This window comes from Halonotius roseus (assembly GCF_006861655.1).
GTDB classification, from domain to species: Archaea; Halobacteriota; Halobacteria; order Halobacteriales; family Haloferacaceae; genus Halonotius; species Halonotius roseus.
The window spans coordinates 214,051-232,420 of the sequence record NZ_SESI01000001.1; the positions used below are offsets into that span (position 1 = coordinate 214,051).

20 protein-coding genes and 1 tRNA gene are annotated in these 18,370 nt (G+C 63.4%); 13 read left to right on the forward strand and 8 right to left on the reverse strand.

The genetic code is table 11. From position 1 onward, the window contains the following. Positions 1 to 11: 11 nt before the first annotated feature. The 5 genes from EWF95_RS13670 to EWF95_RS13395 form a co-directional block, all read right to left on the reverse strand. Complete coding sequence (locus EWF95_RS13670; protein WP_221886602.1) at positions 12 to 734, reverse strand: hypothetical protein; 723 nt, start codon at positions 732 to 734, stop codon at positions 12 to 14. 181 nt (positions 735 to 915) lie between these two features. Continuing rightward, entirely contained in the window at positions 916 to 1,620 is a 705-nt protein-coding gene (locus EWF95_RS01155; protein ID WP_142442149.1) for a universal stress protein, read from the reverse strand. Then, entirely contained in the window at positions 1,620 to 3,044 is a 1,425-nt protein-coding gene (locus tag EWF95_RS01160; protein WP_142442150.1) for an APC family permease, read from the reverse strand. Before EWF95_RS01160 ends, EWF95_RS01155 begins: the two co-directional genes overlap by 1 nt. A 120-nt stretch (positions 3,045 to 3,164) precedes the next feature. Next, the gene (locus EWF95_RS01165) at positions 3,165 to 3,494 is read right to left on the reverse strand and encodes a type II toxin-antitoxin system RelE family toxin (RefSeq protein ID WP_142442151.1); all 330 of its coding nucleotides are present in this window, start codon (positions 3,492 to 3,494) and stop codon (positions 3,165 to 3,167) included. A gap of 5 nt (positions 3,495 to 3,499) precedes the next feature. Next, on the reverse strand, positions 3,500 to 3,658 hold the full coding sequence (locus EWF95_RS13395; RefSeq protein ID WP_185911661.1) for a hypothetical protein: 159 nt from the start codon (positions 3,656 to 3,658) through the stop codon (positions 3,500 to 3,502). Between the two features lie 126 nt (positions 3,659 to 3,784). Here EWF95_RS13395 and EWF95_RS01170 point away from each other — a divergent pair, with 126 nt between their 5' ends. From EWF95_RS01170 to EWF95_RS01195, 6 genes are all read left to right on the forward strand, one after another. Then, the gene (locus EWF95_RS01170; protein WP_142442152.1) at positions 3,785 to 4,840 is read left to right on the forward strand and encodes an NAD(P)-dependent glycerol-1-phosphate dehydrogenase; all 1,056 of its coding nucleotides are present in this window, start codon (positions 3,785 to 3,787) and stop codon (positions 4,838 to 4,840) included. Positions 4,841 to 4,920: 80 nt separating this feature from the next. Next, positions 4,921 to 5,214, forward strand: a complete 294-nt coding sequence (locus tag EWF95_RS01175) for a toxin-antitoxin system TumE family protein (RefSeq protein ID WP_142442153.1) — start codon at positions 4,921 to 4,923, stop codon at positions 5,212 to 5,214. Beyond that, positions 5,211 to 5,669: an HVO_A0114 family putative DNA-binding protein gene (locus tag EWF95_RS01180; RefSeq protein ID WP_142442154.1), complete on the forward strand. Its 459-nt coding sequence runs from the start codon at positions 5,211 to 5,213 to the stop codon at positions 5,667 to 5,669. The genes EWF95_RS01175 and EWF95_RS01180 overlap by 4 nt, the downstream gene beginning before the upstream one ends. Before the next feature lie 73 nt (positions 5,670 to 5,742). Next, positions 5,743 to 6,366: a DUF420 domain-containing protein gene (locus tag EWF95_RS01185; RefSeq protein ID WP_142442155.1), complete on the forward strand. Its 624-nt coding sequence runs from the start codon at positions 5,743 to 5,745 to the stop codon at positions 6,364 to 6,366. Positions 6,367 to 6,454: 88 nt separating this feature from the next. After that, complete coding sequence (locus EWF95_RS01190; RefSeq protein ID WP_142442156.1) at positions 6,455 to 7,195, forward strand: NAD(+)/NADH kinase; 741 nt, start codon at positions 6,455 to 6,457, stop codon at positions 7,193 to 7,195. Positions 7,196 to 7,197: 2 nt separating this feature from the next. Next, positions 7,198 to 7,641: a DUF7313 family protein gene (locus EWF95_RS01195; protein ID WP_142442157.1), complete on the forward strand. Its 444-nt coding sequence runs from the start codon at positions 7,198 to 7,200 to the stop codon at positions 7,639 to 7,641. Between the two features lie 95 nt (positions 7,642 to 7,736). On the opposite strand, the gene EWF95_RS01200 is transcribed toward EWF95_RS01195, so the two are convergent. Beyond that, on the reverse strand, positions 7,737 to 9,959 hold the full coding sequence (locus EWF95_RS01200) for a CDC48 family AAA ATPase (protein ID WP_142442158.1): 2,223 nt from the start codon (positions 9,957 to 9,959) through the stop codon (positions 7,737 to 7,739). Between the two features lie 236 nt (positions 9,960 to 10,195). On the opposite strand from EWF95_RS01200, the gene EWF95_RS01205 reads away from it, so the two are divergent. From EWF95_RS01205 to EWF95_RS01220, 4 genes are all read left to right on the forward strand, one after another. Then, entirely contained in the window at positions 10,196 to 11,524 is a 1,329-nt protein-coding gene (locus tag EWF95_RS01205; RefSeq protein ID WP_142442159.1) for a dihydroorotase, read from the forward strand. Between the two features lie 66 nt (positions 11,525 to 11,590). After that, positions 11,591 to 11,884: a hypothetical protein gene (locus EWF95_RS01210; RefSeq protein ID WP_142442160.1), complete on the forward strand. Its 294-nt coding sequence runs from the start codon at positions 11,591 to 11,593 to the stop codon at positions 11,882 to 11,884. A gap of 39 nt (positions 11,885 to 11,923) precedes the next feature. Continuing rightward, positions 11,924 to 13,159, forward strand: coding sequence for an MBL fold metallo-hydrolase (locus EWF95_RS01215; RefSeq protein WP_142442161.1), 1,236 nt, complete (start codon positions 11,924 to 11,926; stop codon positions 13,157 to 13,159). Between the two features lie 45 nt (positions 13,160 to 13,204). Beyond that, positions 13,205 to 13,278, forward strand: a tRNA-Pro gene (locus tag EWF95_RS01220). 224 nt (positions 13,279 to 13,502) lie between these two features. Here EWF95_RS01220 and EWF95_RS01225 read toward each other — a convergent pair. Both EWF95_RS01225 and lpdA read right to left on the reverse strand, forming a co-directional pair. Next, positions 13,503 to 13,721: a TrmB family transcriptional regulator gene (locus tag EWF95_RS01225; RefSeq protein WP_142442162.1), complete on the reverse strand. Its 219-nt coding sequence runs from the start codon at positions 13,719 to 13,721 to the stop codon at positions 13,503 to 13,505. A 237-nt stretch (positions 13,722 to 13,958) separates the two neighbouring features. Next, the gene (lpdA, locus tag EWF95_RS01230) at positions 13,959 to 15,359 is read right to left on the reverse strand and encodes a dihydrolipoyl dehydrogenase (RefSeq protein ID WP_142442163.1); all 1,401 of its coding nucleotides are present in this window, start codon (positions 15,357 to 15,359) and stop codon (positions 13,959 to 13,961) included. A 139-nt stretch (positions 15,360 to 15,498) separates the two neighbouring features. Here lpdA and EWF95_RS01235 point away from each other — a divergent pair, with 139 nt between their 5' ends. From EWF95_RS01235 to thrS, 3 genes are all read left to right on the forward strand, one after another. Further along, a complete protein-coding gene (locus tag EWF95_RS01235) occupies positions 15,499 to 15,876 on the forward strand; it encodes a hypothetical protein (RefSeq protein ID WP_142442164.1) in 378 nt (125 codons plus the stop codon). Continuing rightward, on the forward strand, positions 15,858 to 16,277 hold the full coding sequence (locus EWF95_RS01240; protein WP_142442165.1) for a putative toxin-antitoxin system toxin component, PIN family: 420 nt from the start codon (positions 15,858 to 15,860) through the stop codon (positions 16,275 to 16,277). Before EWF95_RS01235 ends, EWF95_RS01240 begins: the two co-directional genes overlap by 19 nt. A 111-nt stretch (positions 16,278 to 16,388) precedes the next feature. Next, positions 16,389 to 18,317, forward strand: a complete 1,929-nt coding sequence (gene thrS, locus EWF95_RS01245; RefSeq protein WP_142442166.1) for a threonine--tRNA ligase — start codon at positions 16,389 to 16,391, stop codon at positions 18,315 to 18,317. Positions 18,318 to 18,370 lie beyond the last annotated feature (53 nt).

Sequence of the window (18,370 nt, forward strand, 5' to 3'; positions counted from 1 at the left end):
TTCACCGATAGCTACTCGTCGGGCATCCACGCTGGCCGGCTCACCGTCGCCGTTCCGACCTCCGAAAGGTCGTATCTTTCCTGTCTGCTGTTTCCGTCGCTTGCTCTCGTGATATTGTATTCCGCGATGAACCCTTCCTCGGCAACGGTGATCTGGCCGGTCGCAGTGTCGAACGGGATCGAATCAGGATCTCTGAAACCGGTCACTGTGTACCTGACGGCCGTCGTTTCCTCAACGGTGACCGTTTTTGTCGCGTTCATTTCGAGATACACTAGGGGTCGTCGCAACTGCTCGTGTGAGGCGATGCGCTCAGGGTTCCAGTTTTCGCCGGGATTCCGACTCAGTTCGCCCGTCGTTCGGTCGTACTCGAAGACGCCCGCCGAACTGTAATAGTAGTGTTCGTCGGCCCCAAACAGCGTGTCGCTAAATCGCACCAAAGCGGTGCCAGCGTCGGTATCCAGCGTTCTCACTATCGTCCGGTTGCTGTCGTCGTCGGCAGTGGTAAATCGGCTCCTGCGGGACGTGTTCTCCACTGCCGTTCGATGTGTCCGTATCGCGCTTCCGAGATCCGTCATTCCCTCCTGTGACCACCCCGATGGATACGAAAACTCCTCCACTGTCGTTTCGGGCCCCGGCGACTGTTGATCCGTCAGGGGTGAGCCAGCACAGCCAGCGAGCATGAGGACAACGGCCAGTAGTGTCACAGAACGAGCCGCTTGCATGCGGGTGACCATACCGACAATGGACAGAAACCGATCAAAACAGTTGGGAAGTCGATATCGAAGTAGTCCGTCTATGGAGTCCGAATCGCTTTGGGTCGCGTAACTGGCTGTCGCCGTCTGACAGTCGGTTCGCGTGAGATCGATTAATCAGGTGTGAGGCCACATCCCATTGACTGCTCGAAAACGGTTGCTGCTACGGGTCGGTCGTTTCGGGTGCTTGGTCGCGCCGGACGACCAACACCGGGCCGACCGAGGCGGCAGCCACACGCTCGGCCTCATCGCCGAAGACGAGCGATCGCAGCGATGGGGCTGCCTCGCCGATCACAATCGCGTCGTGAGTTGGTGCCGCATCCATCAGCGAATCGAACGGCGAACCGGCCGCAGTCGACGTGTTCGTGTCGATCCCGGCCTCACGGAGCTGAGTCCCAGCAGTTTCTAAGCGGTCGTCGGCCGCCGCTTCGGGGTCGCCTGCGAGCAACAGCGTCACGTCGATATCGCGGTCACCGATCAGCTCCGTGACAAAGTCGGTGATCCGGTCGACAGCAACGTCGCCGGACAGCGAAACGAGCAGGTCGTCGACATCGCCGGTCATCCCGGAGATCGCAAACGCGTTGGCGGCGAGTTCGTCAGCGACCCGCCGCACCGTCTGCTCGCGGTCGTGCGTAAATACGAGCCGGTGGTCGGCCGCGCCGCCGGCCGCCCGGAACTCCTCGCTGAGGTCTTCGAGGGCGGCGGTCGCCCGCTCCTCGAACTGGTGGCGGGCCTGATCCGGCGGCGTCTGCTCGGGCAGGACGTGATAGCCGAGGACAGTCACATCCATCGTGCCCAGCAGGCTCATCAGTCCTGGTGCGACCGTCTTTCCGTCGAGGACTTCGACGGGGACGAGGACGCGGCTCATTAGAGGGCTCCCTTGAGACGTATGTCGCTGGCGTAATAGAAGTACCACCCGGCCGTCGCGGCGATGACGGCGATCCCGACGCCGATCGACAGCGGGTTCATAAAGGCGATCAGGCCGAAACTCGCCAGCGCGCCGACCACCGGGATGACTGGCCCACCGGGAACGACGAAGTCCGGATCGTACCACGCCGGTTCGTCCCGGCGGATGGCGATCAGCGCGACACACATCAGGCCGTACATGATCAGATGCAGGAAGGAGGCGACTTCCGCGAGCAGTTGCACCTGCCGGGTCGCCGCCAGGACGATCACGGGGCCGCCGGCCAGCCCGAGGGCGACGTGTGGCGTCCCGTATTTGAGGTTGATTCGACTCGCCCATCCCGGCAACAGGGCGTCTTTCGAGACACCGTAGATGGCCCGTGAGGTGCTGAGAATCGAGGCGTTGGCCGACGACATCGTCGCCAACAGGCCGCCGATGATGATCACGAGCGCGCCCGGCGTCCCGAGTAGCGCGCGGCCGATCTCGACCATCGCGGTCTCGCCGGCGGCAGCCAGCGCGTCCTGCGTGAAAACGCTCGTCGCCACGAAGATCGTCAACACGTACATCGCGGTGACGATCAGTACCGAGCCGATCATCGCCAGCGGGAGGTTCCGGCCGGGAGACTTCATCTCGCCGGCGACGGTAGCGACCTGTGCGAAGCCGAGATACGACGTGAACACGAGGGCAGCCACCGACATGATCGGGCCGACCGCCCAGACGTTTCGCGCCTCGCCGGGTGGGGTGCCGGCATCGACGAGGCCGACGGCGTCGGCCATCCCGAAGGCGAGAAACGCGACCAGCATCGAGAGCAACAGTGCGACGATCCCGTTTTGGAGTTTGGCCGCGTTTTCGGTGCCGGTCACGTTCAACACGGTGAACCCGATCCCGGCGACGACGGCGATCCCCGAGACGATGCCGCCCGGACTCGCCCCGACGGTGATCCCGAGCAGGGCGAGGGCATCCAGCGCGTAGAACCCCAGGCCAACCAGATAGAACGCAGTCGCAAACACGAGGCCGATCCACAGCGAGAGGCCGATGACCGTCCCGGCGAGTGTCCCCAGACCACGGGAGATGAAGTAGTAACCACCGCCGCTTTTCGGCATCGCCGTCGCCAACTCCGAGGTGGGAAGTGCGACCAGGAGCGCGATGACGCCGCCGATCCCAAAGGAGACCGTCGCGGCCGTCCCGACTTCCGCGCCGGCCAGGCCCGGAAAGACGAAGATGCCCGCGCCGATCATCGTCCCGATCCCGATGGCCAACCCACCCGAAAGCCCGAGCGTCCGTTCGAGTTCGGCGTCGTCGGTGATCGTCGCCTCGTCGGTCTCGACGACCGGCTCGGCGTCGGGTGACTCGCCCTCGATGTTGGTGCCGGTCGGCTCGCTACTCATTGCCGACGTTTCACTCTCGGCGCGGTAATAAGCAGGGGCCGCCGATCACGTTGTCGTCGCCTGCGTCAGCGACCGCAATGACGCCCCTTCTGTGATTGGCTGTTCGCAACAACAAGGCTTCTACCGCTCCATTCGGCGACGGAACTCGGAGAGGTCGTAGGTATCCTCACCCTTCGGGACGATCCCGACGACGGTCATGGTGTCGCCACTGATCTCATATATCACACGGTAGCCTGCATTTCCGACCCGTTCACGGTAAAAATTGTAGCGGTTGGATCCTGTCAGATACTCCAAGTGCCGCTGTGGTAGGCGTCCCCACTGGATTTTCTCCGTCCAGTCGTTGATCTTTTCGAGGATACGCTCGGCGTGATCCGGATTGTGCTGCTGAATCGTTGCGAGATCGTCCCGCGCACTCTGAAGAACAGTGAGTTCCGACGGCGCGTGCGGCATCAGTGTTATTCGAGGTCGATGTCGAGATCGTCGGCGACCTCATCAACTGAGAGGTGCGACGCTTCGTCTTCGAGTTCGTCAAGCCGTTCGGCGATCACGGCTCGCTCGTCAGGCAGCATATCGGCCTCGGGCGGATGCTTGGGCGCGTCGCCATCGGTCGCCATATTCAATCGTGGGTTACGTGTCTTGATAAGCTTTGTTGCGTTCGGGCCGTCTCCAATCTCGGCCGACGTACTCGCCAACATCGCCGACACCAAACGGTTTCATGCCGGGCCGCCGATGAGCCGAGTATGTTCGACAAATCGACGTGGATCAAGCTCCCGCGCAACGTGGTCGTCGGCCACGGCGTACTCAACGAGCTTGGCCAGGCTGTCGCCGAACTTCACCTCCACGGCGACCCGCTTGTCGTCACCAGCCCGACGCCGAACGAGCTCGCGGGCGACCGCCTGCGTGCCCAGCTCGACGATCCGACGACCGTGACGGTCGACAACGCGAGTTTCGACTCCATCGAACGCGTCACCGAGATCGCCCGCGATATCGACGCCGGCTACCTGATCGCGCTGGGCGGCGGCAAACCCATCGACATCGCCAAGATGGCCGCCGACGAGATCGACCGTGGCTTCGTCTCGGTGCCGACCGCCGCCAGCCACGACGGGATCGTCTCCGGCCGCTCGTCGGTTCCGGAGGGCGACAGCCGCCACTCTATCGCCGCCGATCCGCCGCTGGCGGTCGTCGCCGACACCGAAATCATCGCCCGCGCGCCGTGGGAACTCACGACCGCCGGCTGTGCGGACATCATCTCGAACTACACCGCCGTCCAGGACTGGCGGCTCGCCCACAGACTCAAAAACGTCGAGTACTCCGAGTACGCGGGCGCTCTCTCGGAGATGACCGCCGAGATGTTGGTCGACAATGCCGACTCGATCCGCCCGAACCTCGAAGAATCGGCGTGGATCGTCGTCAAAGCCCTCGTCTCCTCCGGTGTCGCCATGTCGATTGCGGGCTCCTCCCGTCCCGCTTCGGGCGCGGAACACCTGTTTTCCCACCAACTCGACCGCATCGCGCCGAACAAAGCCCTCCACGGCCACCAGGTCGGCGTCGGCTCGATTCTGACCGAGTACCTCCACAGCGGTGATGCCGGCCGCTGGCGGGCGATCAGGCAGGCCCTCGACAGCATCGACGCGCCGACGACCGCGGCCGAACTCGGCGTCAGCGACGACGAGGTCTTGGAAGCGTTGACCACGGCCCACGAGATCCGCGACCGCTATACGATCCTCGGCAACGGCGTCGATCTCGATGCGGCCGTCGAAACGGCGACCGTGACCGGCGTTATCGACCGCGAGTAGGGCTGTCGCCGCGCCGTCGGACTCCTGCCATATCTTTATGAGCTATGAGGTCATAGCACACTACACGGACGCACCGCGCGATGGCCCACCCACTCGAACTGAACCGCGCCGTTCCCGGCGGCCGGATCGAGGTGTTTGCGATCCGCGACGAGTCGTATGCGAGCGGGTGGTTCTATCGCTTCCAGTACTACCATCCCGACGACGGCGAAATCCTGCGGTACGACAACGCCCACAATGACGACACGCTCGGAACGCATCACCGCCACATCCGATTCGGCGATGACACCGAAATCGAGTTCCATAGCCTCGTGGTTCACCTCACACGGTTCCTCAACGAGGTTGGGGAACTCGCTCCCAGCGAGGACACACAATGACTGACACTACCGACAACGGCTGGCCGGAATCGTACAGCGACCCACGCGACCGCCCGCACCCGAATGAGCTTCGAGTGACTGTCGAATCGGGCGATGAAGCCCGTGCTGGGACGCTCGACACAGCGGCAGCGGTCGCCGACGGCGAGTCGATGCCGGCGGTCGTCTCCTTCGCGTCGGTCGCCGACCTGCGGACGATTCTGACCGACCGCCGGATCGAACTGCTGCGGACGCTCGTCAAGACCGACGGCGCGGCCGACAGCATCACCGCTCTCAGCGACACCCTCGACCGCGACTACCGTCCCGTCCACGATGACGTGACGCTGCTTGCTGATTACGGGTTGCTGTTCGTCGTTGACGAAGGGCAGTCGAAGCGGCCCTACGTCCCGTACGAGCGCATCCATCTCGACGTGGAACTCGTCGGCGACGCCTCAGACGAGGAGCCCGCTCCGGCGTAACTGCCGCGTCGCTGCTGCATCGTAGTTCGCACCGAGTCGAAACCCGCATTAGCGACACGACCCAACCCACGGTATGGAGACTCCGATGGTCGGCGGGCGGGTTCGTGAGCATCCACGGGCAACGACAATTTTGCTGGCTGTGGTCGGCTACGCAGCCGTCGTCGGCGTGTTCGCGGTGCCTTCGGTGCAGGCCCTGTTTCCGGAACTGAGCCTCGGACAGGTCAATCTTCTCGCACACGCGATCGCCGTCGTCAACACGCTCGCGGTCACGTCGCTGGCTGCCGGCTGGTACTGGATCCGCAACGACGAGGTGAGCAAACACGCCCACGCGATGCTCTCGGCGTTCGTGCTCATCCTCCTGTTTTTGAGCATGTATCTCCCGAAAGTCGCCGGCGGCGGCACCAAGGAGTTCGTGCTGGAATCGAGCTACGGCTGGGTGCCGCTGTGGGAGTGGGTGTATCCGGCCTACCTGCTCATGCTCGCAATCCACATCCTGCTGTCGATTCTGGCGATGCCGCTGGTGCTGTATGCCGTCGTTCTCGGGGTGACACACACGCCCGAAGAACTCCGAACCGAGACACCACACCGCAAAGTCGGTCGTGTCGCCGCCGGCACGTGGATCCTCTCGCTGGCGTTGGGCGTCGTCACCTATCTCCTGCTCAATCACGCCTACACCTACGATTTCGTCCCGGCCTAATGGCTTGCCGCGACAACGCCGACGGGGGACTTTTAGTAGTGGGGCCGCAGCCTCCGAGCATGAAGCCTGCGGCCTGGGAGCGATTCGGATGAAGGTCGCCGTCGCCCAGCAGCCGGAAGGCGACGTGGCCGCCCAGCTCACCGAGACCATCGCGGCGATCGACGGGCTCAGCCTCGTCGACCGGGCGGCCGCAGAGGTGTTGCTCGCGGTCGACGATGCCGCGCTCCGGGCGGCGATCGATGACGACGACGATCGGCCGCTGCTCCGGCGTGCAGCGACCGATGAGAATACATCGGTCGATCGCTCGATTCTGCTCAGCCGTCTGGCGACACACTCGGCGATGACGGTGCCGACGATCAGCCGCCGGGTGCTGTCAGTTCAGGTCGGTGACACAGCCGCGCGCGCCGTCCGTGACTGTGCGATCGTGACGACCGATCCGGCCCGGATCTCCGAGTACCGGGTGGTGGCCGACGACGCGACGCTGACAGCGTTTCGCGCCGATGGCGTCGTCGTCGCCACGCCGGTGGGCACCGCCAGCTACAGCCGGGCAGCGGGTGGCCCACGGCTCGCCCCTGACACCGGGCTCGCAGTTGTCCCGATCGCGCCGTTTGCGATGACTGCCGACCAGTGGGTCGTCCGCCCACCGCTGACACTGCGGGTCGAACGCGACGACGACGTGAGCGTCTTCGCCGACGGAACGCGTGTCACCAGCGGCGGTGGCGGGCTCACCGTGTCCGTGACGGTCGCCGGAGCGGTCACCGTTGTCGACCGTCGGCGACTCGCCGGGCGCAATTGGAAAAACTCTAATGAGTCGTCGCCACACGACTAGGTATGCACCCATTACAGTTTCTCGTTCCCCTCGGGTGGATCGAAACCGTCGGGCCGCTGCTCCCGATCGCCATCCTCACCCTTGCGGTCGGAAACATCATCACCCGCCTGCTGAGCCACCGGAAACACAAACAGCAGGTCGAGGACGGCGAGGAAGGGTTGGATCGGTACGCGCCACACGAGTTTACGACCACCGGACTGGTCATCCTCGGGCTGCTGTTTACCATCCACCGACCAACCAGCGGGATGATCCTCATGCTCCCGCTCATCGGGCTGTTTATCACCGACTTCTTCGAGTTTGAGTCCCGAGAGGTCGAAGCCCGCAACGATCTGGAGTTCGAGCGGCCGAAAGCCGGTATTGCGATCTCGATGCTCGTGTTGGTGTATGCCGCCTACTACGGCCTGCCGTTCCTCTACCAGCCGGTGCTCGACGCGCTGTTGGCATAACGAGCCACCGGCCACGAATTCAGCGATCGATTGCTGATCGCAGCCGCCGTTTATCAACGTGACACGAAAAAGAGAGCCGCCGCACCACGAGCCGGTTACTGGAAGCCGACGCGGCCGCCCCGGCGGTCGCCGAGTTGGTCGCCGCCGCCGCGGAATTTCTCTTCGATCTCTTCGTAGTAGGCCCGGATATCATCGGTGACCGTCGGCCGCACCGAATCGAGGGCCTGCCGGAAGTGTTGCATCTCGACCTCGGTTGCGTCGTCATCATCCCGCAGGGCCTCGATCGCGCTCTCGCGGGCGATCGATTCCAGATCCGAGCCGACGTAGCCGTCGGTGATCTCGGCGATCTCCCGGAGGCTCACGTCCGGCGCGAGCGGCGTGTCGTCGGTGTGGATCTTGAGGATCTGCTCGCGGCCCTCCTCGTCGGGTTGGCCGATCTTCACCAGCCGGTCGAACCGCCCCGATCGCAACAGGGCGGGGTCGATCATATCCGGCCGGTTGGTCGCACCGATGACCATCACATCGCCCATCTCTTCGAGCCCATCGAGCTCCGTGAGGAGTTGGTTGACAACGCGCTCGGAGACGTTGTTGCCCATATCCTGCCCGCGGGCGGGCGCAAGGCTGTCAAGCTCATCGAAGAAGATGATCGTCGGGTTGACCTGCCGGGCCTTCCGGAACGTCTGGCGGATCGCCTTTTCGGACTCGCCGACCCACTTCGACAGCAGCTGTGGCCCACGCACCGAGATGAAGTTGGCGTTGGTCTCGCTGGCGACAGCCTTCGCCATCAGCGTCTTCCCGGTGCCGGGCGGACCGTACAGCAGGACGCCTTTCGGCGCCTCAACGCCCATGCGGTCGAACTTTTCGGGTGTTGTCAGCGGCCACTCGACGGCCTCCTTGACCTGTTGCTGTGGGGATTCGAGCCCGCCGACATCGTCCCACGTGATCTTCGGCAACTCGACGAGTACCTCCCGCATCGCACTGGGTTCGACCTCGTTGAGCGCCCCGCGGAAGTCCTCGCGTTTGACGATCATCCGGTCGATCAGACTCGGCGGGATATCCTCCTCGTCGAGATCGATCTCGGGCAAGTACCGCCGGAGGGCTTTCATCGCTGCCTCCTTGGTCAGGCTCTCGATGTCCGCGCCGACGAAGCCATGGGTTTCGCCGGCGAGATGGCCCAGCGACACATCGTCCGACAGTGGCATCCCGCGGGTGTGGATCTGCATGATCTCCTTGCGACCGACCTCGTCGGGCACGCCGATCTCGATCTCCCGATCAAAGCGTCCGGGCCGCCGGAGGGCGGGATCGACGCTGTCGACACGGTTGGTTGCGGCGATGACGACGACCTGGCCGCGAGCTTCGAGGCCGTCCATCATCGTCAACAGTTGAGCGACGACACGGCGTTCGACCTCGCCGGTCACATCCTCGCGTTTCGGCGCGATCGAGTCGAGCTCGTCGATGAAGATGATCGACGGCGACTCGTCTTTGGCGTCCTCGAAGATCTCTCTGAGCTGTTGTTCCGACTCGCCGTAGTATTTCGAGATGATCTCGGGGCCGGCGATCGAGAAGAAACTCGCCGACGTTTCGTTGGCGACAGCCTTCGCCAACAGCGTCTTCCCGGTACCCGGCGGTCCATGTAGCAACACCCCCTGTGGCGGCTCGATGCCGAGCTTCTGGAAGATCTGGGGGTGTTTCATCGGCAGCTCGACCATCTCGCGGACGCGCTGGATCTCGTTTTCGAGCCCGCCGATATCCTCGTAGGTGATTCCACCGCCGGTCTTCTCGAATCCGGAGATCGGCTCCTCGCGGAGCTCTACGTCGGTATCCTCGGTGATGAGACAGACGCCCTCGGGCTCGGTCTCGACGGCGATCAGCGGGATCGCCTGCCCTGGCGAGCGCATGAAGGGATGGTTGGTCGAGCTCATCACGGGGACGATATCGCGTTCGACGACCGGTCGCTTCAAGATCTGCCGTTTGACCATGCCCGCGGCGTCGGAACCGAACTGGACGCTGGCTTCTTCCGGCGGTGCGAGGACGAGCTTTTCGGCCTTTTCGGCCTCCGCTTTGCGGATCGAGACGCGCTCGCCGATGCCGACATCGGCGTTCTGGCGGGTGAAGCCATCGATGCGGACGGTGTCGGTGTTCCAGTCTTGGCGGTCGGCACGCCAGACCTTTGCGGCCGTTGTCTCCGCGCCTTCGATCTCGATGATGTCGCCCGGCGAGAGCTTGAGATGCAGCAGTGTATCAGGGTCGAGACGGGCGATCCCGCGACCCGAATCGTTCGGGTACGCCTTCGCCACTTCAAGTTGCACTTCGTTCATGAATGTTCCTCAGGAGTTATCATAAGCTCGGGTTGGTCGGCGGATAAGTGTGTTGCTACCGGGGGTCGTCGGCCCCGATGGCTCGCCGTCGGCGGCCGATCGGTGCCGTTGGTTCCGTCATATCGTGTCACAGTATACCATACGAATGGCTCCGCACACAAATCCCTACCGGCTGCGGCCGTATTGCGCCGGCCCCATCCACGACACTTAGGAGTCTGCCCACCACAGCCCACAGCATGCTCCTCACCAACGCCGAACTCGTCGACGGCCGCACCGTCGACCTCCGGATCGATGGCGAACAGATCGGCGCGATCGAGCCGACGCTCGATCCCCGTGACGACGAACGGGTGATCGACGCTGACAACAGGCTACTCCTGCCGGGTGCGATCGACGCCCACGTCCACTTTCGTGAGCCGGGCGATCCACACAAGGAGACGTGGGCGACCGGCAGCCGGAGTGCGGCCGCCGGCGGCGTCACCACCGTCATCGATATGCCAAACACCACGCCGCCAACGACGACCGGCGAAGCCTTCGACGCAAAGGGGGACGCGGCCAGGGCGGCTTGTATAGAGTATGGGATCAACGGCGGCGTCAGCGGCGACTGGGAGCCCGATTCGCTGTTCGACCGGCCGCTCTGTGCGCTCGGGGAGGTGTTCCTCGCGGATTCGACCGGTGACATGGGTGTCGCACCGGATGACTTCGAGGCAGCTGTCGAGCGCGCCGTCGACGAGGGGGTGACGATCACCGTCCACGCCGAGGACGAAACGCTGTTCGACGACAATGCTCGCAACGCTGACGCCGGCGGCGCGGGTCGGGATGCCAACGCTGATCTGTGGAGCACCTACCGCACGGCCGCGGCCGAGGCGGCCGCCGTCGAGTATGCGACTGAGGTCGGCCAGGAGACGGGCGCGGACATCCATATCGCCCACACGTCGACGCCGGAGGGGATCGACGCCGCCGTCGACGGCGAGGCGACCTGTGAGGTCTGCCCACACCATCTCTATCTCTCCCGGGATGATCTCGACGAGCTCGGTACCTACGGCCGGATGAACCCGCCGCTCCGGGAGGAGGATCGCCGTGAGGCCGTCTTCGAGCGTGTCGCCGACGGGGCCGTCGACATCGTTGCGACCGACCACGCGCCGCACACGCGCGAGGAGAAGGAAACGGGACTGTGGGATGCCCCCAGCGGCGTACCGGGCGTCGAAACGATGCTCCCGCTGCTGTTGAACTCGGCTCGCCAGGGCGAGCTCTCATACGATCGCGTCGTCGACCTCGTTGCTCACAACCCGGCCGACATTTTCGATCTCGATTCGAAGGGCCGGATCGAACCAGGGTACGACGCCGATCTCGTGCTCGTTGATCCCGACAATCCTCAAGCAATTCACGACGACGACATCCACAGCAAATCCGGCTGGACACCGTTCGAGGGTCGACACGGCGTGTTCCCGGAACTCACGCTGGTTCGCGGACAGGTCATCTACGAGCGAACACCAGGCGACGGCCGCGGCCGCGGCGAGGATGACGAGCAGTTCAGCGATGTCGACGGCCAAAACGTCCGCGCCTGAGGGATCACGTCCCGCCAGCCGCGGGCCGGCCACTGGACTCATATACACTGAGCCCGTTATAGAACTGTGGACGCGACTCAACTCAACGACGCCCTCCGCGAAGCCTTCGATAGCTCGGCGGCCGACCGCCGCGTCGTCGTCCGCCAAGCGACCGATCTCGCCGCCGTCGGCAAACCCGAATCCGACCGCGGGGTTCCCCTCAGCGTCGACGACATCGTCGACAATCTAAGGGACGCCCCCGACGGCGCGGATCTTGTCGACCGCTGGAACTGGTGGCTCGGCGCGCTCGATCTCGCCTACGGCGGCTACCAGCAGTTTACCGTTCAAGCGCGGGCCGACGATCCGGAACTCGACACGTAATCGACGGATGCAACCGTCGCCAGCGACGACGACTCGCTAATGGACGTGCAGTTTCTCGGCGGCACCGGCGAGGTCGGCCGGAGTGCGATCCTCGTCGACGACCGCCTGCTGCTTGATTACGGTGTCAAGACGGCGACCCCGATGCAGTACCCCGTCGGCGACATCGATCCCGAGGCGGTCGTTGTCTCCCATGGCCATCTCGATCATGCCGGCGCGGTACCGACGCTGCTGTCTGGCGACAGCCGACCGGCCATTCACTGGACGCCGCCGACCGCCGCACTCACGCGGATTCTCGCCCGCGACACGCTGAAGCTGCACGGCGGTACGATGCAGTGTCCGTTCACCGAAACCCACGTCGCCCGACTCGGCGAGGTCGAGTGTCGACACGGTTACCGCGAGTCTTTCGAGGCGGCCGGCCACGAGATCACGTTCTACAACGCTGGCCACATCCCCGGCAGCGCGCACGTCCTCGTCGACGACGGCGAGACGCGACTGCTGTACACCGCCGACTTTCACACCGACGATACCCGGCTACTATCGGGGTCGACAGCGCGGCCGGCGGCGGATGTCGTGCTCTGTGAGTCAACATACGCGAACGTCGACCACGAGCCACGCGCAGCGGTCGAGGAGCGGTTTGCCGAGACGACGCGAACGACGCTGTGGGAGGGTGGGACGGTCGTCGTTCCCGCTTTTGGGATCGGTCGCACACAGGAGCTCCTGATGGTTTGTGCGGCCCACGATCTCGACTGCTACGTCGACGGGATGGGCGTCGAGGTGTTGGCGATGCTCCGGGGGTATCCCGACTTCCTCCGCGACTCGGACGCTCTCGATCGGGCGGCCCGGCACGCTCGCAAGGTCACCGGCCGCGACGGCCAACGGAAGCGAATCGCCGACCAGAACACGGTCATCGTCACCACCAGCGGGATGCTCTCGGGTGGCCCGGCGATGAGCTACATTCCCGAAATTCGTACCGATCCGACCAACCGGATCTCGCTGACCGGCTATCAGGTCGAGGGGACGCCAGGGCGGGAGCTACTGGAGACCGGCCGGTGTGAGCTCAACGGTGGGGTTCGTCCGGTCGCCGCCCGAACAGAGCTGTTCGACTTTTCGGCACACGCCGACGACGCGGGCCTGCGGTCGTTTCTCGCGTCCTACGACGACGCGACAGTGCTGGTCAACCACGGCGACGACTGCGAGGGGTTTGCCGCCGAGTTACGCGAGGATGACGTCGATGCCAGCGCGCCCGAGGTGGGCGACGAGCGCGTCGTCGAATGAGCTAAACGAAACGCTTTACACCACGACCCCGGTATCGTAGGCTGCGGGCTCGTGGGTTAGCTTGGCCATACTTCGGGCCTTGGGTGCCCGTGACCCCGGTTCGAATCCGGGCGAGCCCATTCAATTCTGCGAACGAAGTGAGCAGTATTGTATTCACTGCGAGCGCGGATTCGAAGCAGGGAGCGGCGCGAACGAAGTGAGCAAAGCGACCGAGGTTCGAATCCGGGCGAGCCCGCGCGTCAGCAATGAGCTGAGCTCGGAACGAACGCTATACGAGACTGACAGAGCAAGCGAGAGACTGCAATCACAGCACAAACAGGGATTCGTCTCGTGTCGTCGACGATCAGGCCAACGCGTAGCTGTCGCCGTCTTTCGAGATGAGATTCTCCTTCTCAAGACATTTGAGGACGCTGTACAAGGAGATCTTTTTCATATCGAGGCCGTTCTGCAGTTCGTTGATCGTCACGGTGCCGTTCATCGAAAGGAACAGATACACGAGCTTCGCCCGGGGTGATTCGAGTTCGCCCGGCAGTGCGATCTGTGACGCCGTCTCTGCGATCATATCTTCCTGTTGGCTTCGACAATAATAAATGTGGCCTACGTCGTTCGTCGAACCCACATAGCCGAGCAAAACGCCTGTTTTTCGGTGTTTGAGACAGCCTGTCCGGTTCGATGTGATCGATCATGATCGATCTTGCGGCCGTTATCGACCGCCTGTTTCGACTGTCGACGTATTCGTGTGGATCGTTCACATACAGCGTGTTTCACAGCGATCGCGCACCCAACAGCAGCGGGTGGGTCAGTAGGAGTGGATCGCCTCACCCTGTGCGTCCTCGGCGGCCTCGACGAGGGTTTCCGGGAACGTCGGATGGGCGTGCATCGTGGTGGCGATATCGTCGAGTGAGGCGTCCATTTCGAGAGCCAACGTTGCCTCGGCGATCGTATCCGAGGCGCGTGCGCCGACGATCCGTACGCCCAGCAGTTGCTCGTCGCTGTCGGCGATCACCTTGAGATAGCCCGACGTTTTGTCGGTCGTCAGCGCGCGACCTGAGGTTGCCATCGGCACGCGGCCGACCAGCACGTCGTCGTACTGCTCGGTGGCCTCGGCCTCCGAAAGGCCAACGGTGGCGACCTCAGGGTCAGTGTACATCACCGTCGGCATATACTCAGTGTCGACAGCCCGCTCCTCGCCGGCCGCCACCGCGGCGGCGACCTTCCCCTCGTGGGCGGCGACGTGGGCCAGGTACGGCGGGCCGGCGGCGTCGCCGATAGCGAGGATGTTGTCGTCGGCTGTCCACAGCTGCTCATCGACCGCGATGAAGCCGTCGTCGGTGAGCGCGACATCTGTGGTGTCGAGTGCAAGTCGTTCATACGCCGAGTTCGGCTCCCGGCCCGCGGCGACGACGATGTAGTCGCCCGAAAGCCGGAGTTCCTCGTCGTCCTGCTCGGCGACGAGGACGGGCCGACCGTCGTCGTACTCGACACCCTGGGCCAGCGTCGAGGTGTAGATGTCGTCGCTGTACATCTCGCTGGTCTCCTGGATCGAGTCGACGATCTCCGGTTCGAACTCAGAGAGCACGCGGTCGAGGGCTTCGACGATCTTCACGCGCGCACCGAATTTCGAGAATTTGGTCACCGCTTCCATCCCGATGTAGCCGCCGCCAACGACGACGATCTCGTCGGGCACTTCGTCGACCTGCAGAATCTCTCGGGAGGAGATGACGCCTTCCTGGTCGTATTCGAGGCCGGGGATCTCGATCGGTTGGGAGCCGGTGGCGATGATCGCCGTCTCGAAATCAATCGTCTGTATATCTCCGCCGTCGCTGTCGACGTGGAGGGTATTCGAGTCGGCGAAGCGAGCGGTGCCCTCGATCAACTCGACGCCGTGGTGATCGAGGCTATCGAGCACCTGCTGGTCGAGTGTGTCGACCACGCTGTCCTTCCAATCTTGGATAGCGTCGAAGTCGACATCGACCGGGCCGGTCTCGATGCCGAGGGCGTTCCAGTGGTCGATATCCTTCTGGAAGCCGGCGGCGTGGATCAACGCCTTCGCGGGGATACAGCCGTGGTTGAGACAGACGCCGCCGACGGTTTCGCGTTCGACGAGGACGACATCAAGGCCCTTCTGGGCAGCGCGGATGGCTGCGGTGTAACCGCCCGGGCCGGCTCCGATGACAGCGAGGTCGGTATCTGGGGACATGGATTATCTAGAGGTTCGTACGCTCTTAGTAGTGGTAGCTGCACAACAACCAATACCCAGCAGGCGAAAGCAGTTACCAGTAGAGCCACTACAGCAAATCAAGCATCGTTCGGAGAAACACCGACTCGACCGCGCTATCATGAGCACGAAAGACATTCGGAAGATCGAACACGGAAACCGCATTACTGTCGTCGACGAGACGACCGGACTGTCCGGTGAGGGCGACACGTATCCGGACGCGCTCGTGAGCCTGATCGAACACCTCCGGGCAAGCGAAAAACTCCGGCAGCAACTCGGCGACATCGACGAGCTCGCCGAGCAGGCGGCCGATATCGAAACTGTCATCGGGGATATCGACGACCTGCACGACACCGCGAAACTCGTCCAGCAGGTGCGGGAACTGGAGTCGACCGCGCGATTCATTCGGCTGGCAAGCGAGACACAGGAGCGGTTCGACGCCGAGGACGTTGACAGAGACACGGTCGACGAGGCGATCGAATGGGCTCGCTCCGAGTAGTCTTCGATACGAACGTGCTCGTCTCGGCCATCGGGTTCGGTGGCAAGCCATGGGACTGTCTCGTACTGGCGTTCGTCGGCGATGTCGAGATGGTCACGGCCGAGGCGGCGATAGCCGAATTCGAGCGTGTCCTCGGCTACGACCGCCTCCCGTTTACCGAGGCTGAACGGGAACAGTATCCAGCACTGATTCGTGCGGAGGCGACAGTCGTCGATCCGGATGCGTCGATACAGGTGATCGACGACGACCCGGACGACGACCTGTTTCTGGAGATCGCGCTCGAAGCCGAGGTCGACTACATCGTCTCCGGCGATCCACATCTCACCGACCTCGGTGCATTTCGTGATATCGATATCGTCTCGCCGTCGGAATTTCTAGAAGAATCAGGCGAGATGCTGTAGCTCTGCGACCAGTAAAGTGTAGAACGCCAGCGACCGGAAGTACGTACAATCCGTTACTACCTGCGACCGCATCCAACAACACTTATCCCCGGCTGTCGGTTTCCCAAATTCATGAGCGATATCGCTGTCGTCCTCCCGGACGGCTCCGAACTGGGCGTGCCCGAAGGGGCGACGCTGGAGGATGTTGCCTACGAGATCGGCCCCGGCCTCGGCGACGATACCGTCGCCGGCAAGATCGAAGGCGAACTGGTCGACAAAGCGACCCCCGTCTCAGACGGCGACCGGATCGAAATCGTCACCGACCAGAGCGACGAGTACCTCTCGGTGTTGCGACACTCGGCGGCCCACGTCTTTGCACAGGCCCTGCTGCGACTGTACGACGATGCCAAACTCACCATCGGCCCGTGGACCGAGGAGGGCTTCTACTACGACATCACGGGCGTCGATCTCGACGAAGGCGACCTCCGTGAGATCGAAGACGAGATGCAGGAGATCGTCGACGCCGACTACGACATCGAGCGCGTCGTCTACGACCGCGAGGACGCTGTCGCAAAGTACGAGGACGACAACGAGTACAAACTCGACATCCTCGGCCGGGAAGCCGACGAGGCGGAGGTCTCCTTCTACGAGCAGGCCGAGTTCGAGGATCTCTGTCAGGGCCCACACGTCGAGTCGACCGGCGAGATCGGCGCGTTCAGGCTTCTCAACATCTCGTCGTCCTACTGGCGCGGCGACGAAGAAAACGACACCCTCACGCGGGTTCACGGCACCGCCTTCGAGAAAGAGTCCGACCTCGAAGAGTTCCTCACGATGCGCGAGGAGGCCAAGGAGCGCGATCACCGCAAGCTCGGCCAGGAACTCGATCTGTTCTCGATTCCGACCGTCACCGGCCCAGGGCTTCCGCTATACCACCCCAACGGCAAGACCATCCTCAAAGAGCTTGAGGAGTACGGCGAGTCGATGAACGAGGAGTACGGCTACGACTACGTCGAGACCCCGCATCTCTTCCGCACCGAACTCTGGAAGCAGTCGGGCCACTACGACAACTACGTCGACGACATGTTCCTGCTCGACGTGAACGACGAGGAGTACGGCCTCAAGCCGATGAACTGCCCGGGCCACGCGACGATCTTCGAACAAAACTCCTGGTCGTACCGCGATCTGCCCGTCCGCTACGCCGAAAACGGCAAAGTGTATCGCAAGGAGCAGCGCGGCGAACTCTCGGGGCTCTCCCGCGTCTGGGCGTTCACCATCGACGACGGCCACCTCTTCGTCCGTCCCGAACAGATCGAGAGCGAGGTCAACGACATCATGGCGATGATCAACGACGTGCTGGAGACCTTCGATCTCGACTACGAGGTCGCCCTCGCCACCCGCCCGGAGAAATCCGTCGGCGGCGACGAGATCTGGGAAAAAGCCGAATCTCAACTGGAAAGCGTCCTCGAAAACGCGAATATGGAGTACGAGCTTGAGGCCGGCGACGGCGCGTTCTACGGTCCGAAGATCGATTTCGCGTTTACTGACGCGCTGGGTCGCAAGTGGGACGGGCCGACGGTTCAACTCGATTTCAACATGCCCGAGCGGTTCGATCTCTCCTATACGGGCGAGGACAACGAGGACCATAGGCCAGTAATGATCCACCGCGCGCTGTACGGCAGCTTCGAGCGGTTCTTCATGGTGCTCATTGAGCACTACGACGGCAAGTTCCCGCTGTGGCTCGCACCCGAACAGGTGCGGATCCTCCCGATCAGCGACGACGAACTCGGCTACGCCCACCGCCTGAAAAACGATCTCGAAGACGCCGAGTTCCGCGTCGACATCGAGGATCGATCGTGGACGCTCGGCCGGAAGATCCGCGAGGCACAGGACGACCGCGTCCCGTACATGCTCGTCGTCGGCAGCGATGAGGCCGAGGCCGGCACCGTCTCAGTCCGGGATCGCAAGGAGCGCGAACAGCAGGACGTGGAACTCGACTCCTTCATCGACCACCTCAGCGACGAGCGCGCCGAGAAGCGCGAAGAGCCCGATTTCCTCGACTGAGCGAGTCGCGTTGCTAACGACCCGACCTCGCCGCGGTGTTTATTCGACTACCG